Source organism: Streptomyces sp. NPDC006265, assembly GCF_040613555.1.
GTDB lineage: Bacteria > Actinomycetota > Actinomycetes > Streptomycetales > Streptomycetaceae > Streptomyces.
Genome location: NZ_JBEXSH010000606.1, coordinates 1 through 5,616 on the forward strand (window position 1 = coordinate 1; position 5,616 = coordinate 5,616).

Annotated in this window: 7 protein-coding genes; 2 read left to right on the forward strand and 5 right to left on the reverse strand. The window is 67.5% G+C overall.

Going from position 1 to position 5,616, the window contains the following annotated elements; translation table 11 throughout:
* The 4 genes from ABZ281_RS35225 to ABZ281_RS35240 all read right to left on the reverse strand — a co-directional run.
* Window positions 1-1,981: pectinesterase family protein (locus ABZ281_RS35225; RefSeq protein WP_356662142.1), on the reverse strand; the 1,981-nt coding region annotated here is incomplete at its 3' end.
* A 78-nt stretch (window positions 1,982-2,059) separates the two neighbouring features.
* Window positions 2,060-2,908, reverse strand: a complete 849-nt coding sequence (locus ABZ281_RS35230) for a hypothetical protein (RefSeq protein WP_356662143.1) — start codon at window positions 2,906-2,908, stop codon at window positions 2,060-2,062.
* A 124-nt stretch (window positions 2,909-3,032) separates the two neighbouring features.
* The gene (locus ABZ281_RS35235) at window positions 3,033-3,296 is read right to left on the reverse strand and encodes a hypothetical protein (RefSeq protein WP_356662144.1); all 264 of its coding nucleotides are present in this window, start codon (window positions 3,294-3,296) and stop codon (window positions 3,033-3,035) included.
* A complete protein-coding gene (locus tag ABZ281_RS35240; RefSeq protein ID WP_356662145.1) occupies window positions 3,293-3,499 on the reverse strand; it encodes a hypothetical protein in 207 nt (68 codons plus the stop codon). Before ABZ281_RS35240 ends, ABZ281_RS35235 begins: the two co-directional genes overlap by 4 nt.
* Window positions 3,500-3,634: 135 nt before the next feature.
* Between ABZ281_RS35240 and ABZ281_RS35245 the strand changes: the two genes are divergently transcribed.
* Window positions 3,635-4,468 carry a helix-turn-helix transcriptional regulator gene (locus tag ABZ281_RS35245; RefSeq protein WP_356662146.1) on the forward strand — a complete coding sequence of 278 codons (834 nt, stop codon included), beginning with the start codon at window positions 3,635-3,637 and terminating at the stop codon, window positions 4,466-4,468.
* Complete coding sequence (locus tag ABZ281_RS35250) at window positions 4,465-4,686, forward strand: DUF397 domain-containing protein (RefSeq protein ID WP_356662147.1); 222 nt, start codon at window positions 4,465-4,467, stop codon at window positions 4,684-4,686. Before ABZ281_RS35245 ends, ABZ281_RS35250 begins: the two co-directional genes overlap by 4 nt.
* Window positions 4,687-4,716: 30 nt before the next feature.
* Here ABZ281_RS35250 and ABZ281_RS35255 read toward each other — a convergent pair.
* Window positions 4,717-5,616, reverse strand: a 900-nt coding sequence (locus ABZ281_RS35255) for a hypothetical protein (protein WP_356662148.1), incomplete at its 5' end; no start/stop codon positions are given.

The window sequence follows — 5,616 nt, forward strand, 5'->3', positions numbered from 1 at the left end:
TCGAGCTCGCCGAGCCCGCCCCCGCGCCGGAGTTCTTGTACTCGGCGAACCGGTCGTCCTTCCAGGAGAACCCGCTCATGTCGGTCCACGGGGCCGACTTGATCGCGTTGCTCAGGCTGGTGTTGCGGACGGTGGTCTGCGGGTCGAGGGACGCGTCCCCGCCGGCGTGCCAGGGCCGGCCGAGGTAGAAGCTCCCGGCCGACACATCGCCGTTCACCGTGGAGTTGGCGATCAGGAAGCCCTTGCGGTTCGCCGCGGTGCTCGGCGCGGTGACGTACCCGGCCGAGGTGCCGTTCCAGCGCTTCTTCAGCGTGATGACGGACTTGTCGACGACGGCCGTGGCACGGCCGAAGATGAAGTCGACGTTGCCGATGACGTAGGAGTTGGCGACGTAGACCCGGCCGAGGCGGTCCTTCGACGCGGTGTCGAGCAGCAGGGTGTCCTGGTCCCCGTTGACGATGATCCCGTCCAGGAACACCCTGTCGGCGGCGGTCCGCAGGGCGACGGCCTGATGCCCGTTGAGGGACTGGTTGGCCTTCTCGTCGAAGTCGTTCGAGATGGTCAGGTTGCGCGCCTGGAAGTCGTCCGCCTCGACGGCGACGGTGGCGCTGCCGCCCGTGCCGTACGTGCCGCCCCCGGGCTTGGGCGTACCGGAGGCGTTGTTGTAGACGATCGTGGTGTCCTTGCGGCTTCCGCCGGTGCCCTGGATGGTGACGTGTGGCTTGTTGGAGGGCACCTTCACCAGTTCCCGGTACGTCCCCGGCTTCACCGCGATCACCACGCGTGAGGGGTTGTTCGCCGGTACGGCGTTCACCGCGGCCTGCACGGTGCGGTACTGGCCGCTTCCGTCCCGGGCGACGGTGAGGGTGGTGGCGGCCGCTGCCCTGGTGGAGACGGCAGCGGTCCCGATCGAACCACGCGGCCCGGCACCGGACCTGAGGATCGACGGGAGATCGGTGGCCCGGTCGAGCGTGTACGGGTAGGAGGCCTTCGGGTCGAAGGCGCTCCCGCCGCTCTCGTTGCGCCCGCTGGTGCCGGAGAAGACACTGCCGCGCTGCACGATCGAGGCGCCGCTGTCCTTGATCACCGGGTTCTTGATGCCCTGGAAGTAGGAGTTCTCCAGCACCATCTTGGTCGAGCCGCGCGAGTAGTTCCCGTACGACGAGCCGATGTTCGTGTTCGGCGCGTCCTCCAGGAAGTTGTTGTAGAGGTGCGCGTGGGCGGCGTTGTCCGTTGAGGGGTTGCGCTGCTCGGTCTCGCGGATCCAGTTGTGGTGGATCGTGATGTCGGTCTTGACGTTCTCGGTCCAGCCGATGCCGAAGGTCTTGTTGTTGTCGCTCAGCTTGTTCCAGGAGACGGTGACGTTCGTGCTGTCCTTGCGGACGTCGATGAGCCCGTCGGCCATGTGCCGCAGATCGTTGTGGTCGATCCACACGTGATGGGCGCCGTCCATCTGGATCGCGTCGAAGTCATGCTCCTTGTCGTTCCAGATACCCTGGTACGTGTCCCGGATGGTCAGGTTCCGGATGATCACGTTGTGCACGCCCTGGCCGAGGAAGAACCCGCCGCCGACGATGTGCCCGGCGGTCCCGCGGCCCACGATGGTCTTGTCGGACTGCACCTTGATCTCTTTGCCGACCGGGTTCATGGCGATGGTCCCGGCGACGACGATGACGTACGGCCGGCTCGCGGTGGCGTACTTCTCCAGCTCCGCCTGCGTCTTCACGGTGACGATCTGGCCACCGTGTCCGCCGTACGTCCCGTTCTGCCCGAGGGAGTTGACGGAGGCGAACCCGTCGGCGGTGTCGGCGGCCCAGGCGGGGGCGGCGGCGGAGGCCTGCAGTGCGGTCGAGCCCAGGACGCCGAGGTCGCCGCCGTAGGCGAAGGTGCCGGCGGCGGTCAGGGCCAGGGGGACCCCGACCGCCAGGGCGGTACGGCTTCTGCGACGACGGTGCTGGGCTGTGCTGCGCGGCTCACTCATGCGGCGATCCGTTCCGTGTGGGGGAATGACCGCCGATCAGTCGCCGCCCCACACGGAAAGGTTGCCGGAGTACGCGCCCTACTTCACGCAGGACTTGGGGTCGAGCTTCTCCTCGATCTTGTCCTCACGGCCGTCCGGCCGGCCGCTCGGCAGGAGCTTGTCGGAAATCCCGTCGATGTAGTACCCGTGGGAGTAGACGGTCTGGTAGCCCCGGTCCCGCCAGCTGTGCACGGTCCGCTCCCCGTTCCCCTTGTCCCACTGGTAGTCCTCGACGTGGAAGATCGGGTTCACACGCACCACGCGCTGGTACGGCGTCCAGGTCACGGCGACCTGCCGGCACGGCGGAATGGTCTTCTCACTCCGGGTCTCGAACCTGGACTCCTTCTCCCAGCCCCACTCGTAGCCGGCGCTGCCGCCCACGGTTCCGCTGAAGATGCTCTTGGCGAGGGAGAGGCTGATGGAGCCGCCGACGCTCTTCTTCGCGAACGTCTTGGTGCTGTAGCTGCTGACGAAGGTCTCCTTGTCGTCGGCGGATCCCTTGTTCCCGATCCACCGGGACGTGCGGACGGTGTCGCCCTTGATCGACCAGGTCGAGGCCTCGGCGTACCCGCACCAGCCGCGGAACAGCTCCCAGGGCCCGGCGGGCTTCCACAGCCCGAAGACGTCCCGCAGGTACTCGTCCTGGGTCTTGAACTCACCGGTGTCGACGTTGAGGGCGCCGTACACGCCCGTGAGGCTCGTCTCCTGGCTGCAGAGCCGCTCGATCATGAGGTCGGTGTCCCCGGGATCCACACCCCGGATGTTGGTCGCCCCGGCGGGCCCGGCGGCGGCGGTCCCCGCGCCGGTCAGCAGACCGGCGGTGGCGAGGGCGAGAGAGGCGGCAACTACGCCGCATTTCCTGAGAGTTGACGTGCGGATGAGACGCATGTGGGGGGCTCACTCCTGCTTGTCGTTCTGTGACGGCGATGAAGATGTCAGAACAGAGGCAGGAGTGTGCGCTACTGATGGGTATGACAGGACATTGACAGGGAGCGGGGAAGGATATCCCGCTTTATCGGGTGCCAGTGCTGCGACTGACGGCGATCCGCAGCACGTCCGCCAAGGACTCCACGGCCCGGGTGAGAGCGAAACGCACGGCGCGTTCACCGGCCTCGGGGTCGTCCAGTACGGCTCCGGCACCCGCGGCCACCTGCTCGGCGGAGGCCAGCTGAGCGGCTTCCAGATCGTCCGCGAGCCGGGAGAGCAGGCTGTCGGGGCCGTCGGTGCTGAGGTAGCAGGGCTTGCCGTCGGAGCCGGTCCAGGGGAGCAGCCTCATGCGTAGACCTCCAGGGAGTCGAGGTAAGGGCGGACCAGGGGGGTGTCCATGGTGAGGGGCTCCAGGGGGAGGGGGCGTGGGGGAAGTGGCCGCAGGGTCGGCGGCGCGGTTGCTCGATGCCGCCCTCGGGCGGGCAGCAGGAGTCGCACGAGGGTGAGGAGCAGTGATGCGCAGAGTTCTGCGGGGAGCAGGCGCAGGCGCATGGGTGTCCCTTCGGGGAGCAGGCAGGGGGTTTGACGAGCGGTGATCACCGTTCGTGCCTCCATGGTTACGGCTCGCGCGTACGCTCTGGAAGAGGGCCGGCGTTGTCTGGGCGCCAGACAACGGGGAGGGGTGACATGGGCGAATTCGTTGACGAACAGCGGGAGTCGAGGCGAGCTGAGCTCGGACGGACGCTGCGGTTCCTGCGGGAGAAAGCAGGCAAGACGCTTGCGCAGTTGTCGGCGGAGACGGCGTACGACAAGAGCTATCTCTTCCGCTTGGAGAAGGGGGAGCGGCTTTCCAAGCGGTCGGTCATGGAGGACCTCGACAGCTATTACGAGTCCGGTGACCTGCTTCTTCGCCTGTGGCGGGACGCGCGCAAGGAGGTCATCAAGGACAAGTACAAGGCGTTCATGGAGCTGGAAGCGACGGCTCGCGTCATGTGGATGTTCCAGCTGGCGGTGCCTGGACTGTTGCAGACAGAGGACTATGCCCGCACGGTGTTGTCAGGGTTGTCCAGAGCCCAGACAACGGCTGGCAACACCGAGGAGATCGAGGAACAGGTGACCTTGCGCATGGGGCGGCAGGAGCTGCTGTACCGCGACCCGGCGCCCAGCATTCGCGTGATCCTTGACGAGGGGGCACTTCGACGTCCCGTGCCCGATGCGAAGGTGTGGACCGACCAGTTGTCGCGCTTGATGGATGCGGCCGAGCTGCCATCGGTCGCCCTTCAGGTACTGCCTCACGCGGCAGGCGTGCACGACCTGATGAACAGCCACCTCACGCTGTTGTGGCAACGAGTCGGAGACCCTGTTGCCTACGTGGAAGGCAACAGCTTCGGCGAGTTGATCGACGACCCGGACAAGGTCTTGTCCTTGCGCTGGTCCTACGATCTCGTCAGGGACGCGGCGCTGACTCCGGAGGCGTCGACAGTGTTCATCAAACGTCTCTTGGAGGAGTGCAGATCATGAACCGAACTCTCGACCTCAGCACCGCGGTGTGGCGCAAGTCGTCCTACAGCGATGGGGGGCAGACCAACTGCCTGGAGGTCTCCGACGACCACCCCGACACAGTCCCGGTCCGCGACAGCAAGCTCTCCCACAGCCCGATACTCCTGTTCGCCGCAGGCCCCTGGGCATCGTTCCTGGCCGGTGTCAAGGGTGACCGCTCGGTGCACAACTCCGGATGACGCGAGGACTGTTCATGTGATCGGCGCCGGTCAGTCTCCTCCGCGCAGCAAGCGTCGCACCGCGGTCCGACGGTCCGGGCCGGCCACCTGGACGACGGGGTCGTCCGTCGAACCGGAGCCTTCCAGGCGCACTCCGTGACACCAGCCCTGCTCCGTCGGGAATTTGGTGAGCGCCAGACGGATCCTCCGCTGATCGGCGGAGGGGCAGGAGGGGGACTGGGCGTAGGCGGCGGCGAGTCCGGCCAGGCCCTGGGCGACCGACTCGTTACGGGTGGCCGCGATCCGGTCGAGCAGCATTCCGGCCAGCGAGCCACCGCGCACGCGCTGCAGTGACCGCACGCAGTCCAGCGCCGCCTCGCCGACCTGCCCGTCCCGCAGCAGCGCGGTCTCCACCACGTCGATGAGCCCCGGGCCCTCGGCGGGTTCGAGATCGACGTGTCGCAGGGCAGCCAGCAAGGACACCGCGGCCATCGCGGCCAGGTCGTTCCCCTCAAGCACCTGCGCGCTGAGCAACGACTGCACGCGGGCCGGCTCCGCGCGCACGAGGAACGGCGGATTCCGGTCGCGTGAGGTCATCTCCACCAGGATGTTGAGCACGGCGTTGGCGGTCGGGATCTCGATCAGCGGCGCGTCGCCCCAGTCGGACTTCAGCGACGGCAGCCACGCCAGCAGCAGACTGGTCATGGCGTCGACATCGACGTGCTCGGGGATGAAGGCCGCCGCCATGTCGGGCTGTGCTCCGAGCGGGGTGTAGGCCATCGCCCCGTAGGCGGTCAGCTCCTGTTCGGTACGCCCGACCGGGAGGACCGCGGCCTGCAGCCGCCGGATGGCTTCCGCTGCGGCGGAATCCCCGCTCAGCCCGGCTGCCAGCGCGTCCGTACACGCTTGCATCACCTGGGTGGTGAGCTCCATCGCCCAGGTGCCGCCGAC

Bases quoted from the DNA above. Each gene is read 5' to 3' on its own strand.
- ABZ281_RS35245 (WP_356662146.1), top strand. From the start codon at position 3,635: ATGGGCGAATTCGTTGACGAACAGCGGGAGTCGAGGCGAGCTGAGCTC.
- ABZ281_RS35240 (WP_356662145.1), bottom strand. From the start codon at position 3,499: ATGCGCCTGCGCCTGCTCCCCGCAGAACTCTGCGCATCACTGCTCCTC.
- ABZ281_RS35230 (WP_356662143.1), bottom strand. From the start codon at position 2,908: ATGCGTCTCATCCGCACGTCAACTCTCAGGAAATGCGGCGTAGTTGCC.
- ABZ281_RS35250 (WP_356662147.1), top strand. From the start codon at position 4,465: ATGAACCGAACTCTCGACCTCAGCACCGCGGTGTGGCGCAAGTCGTCC.
- ABZ281_RS35235 (WP_356662144.1), bottom strand. From the start codon at position 3,296: ATGAGGCTGCTCCCCTGGACCGGCTCCGACGGCAAGCCCTGCTACCTC.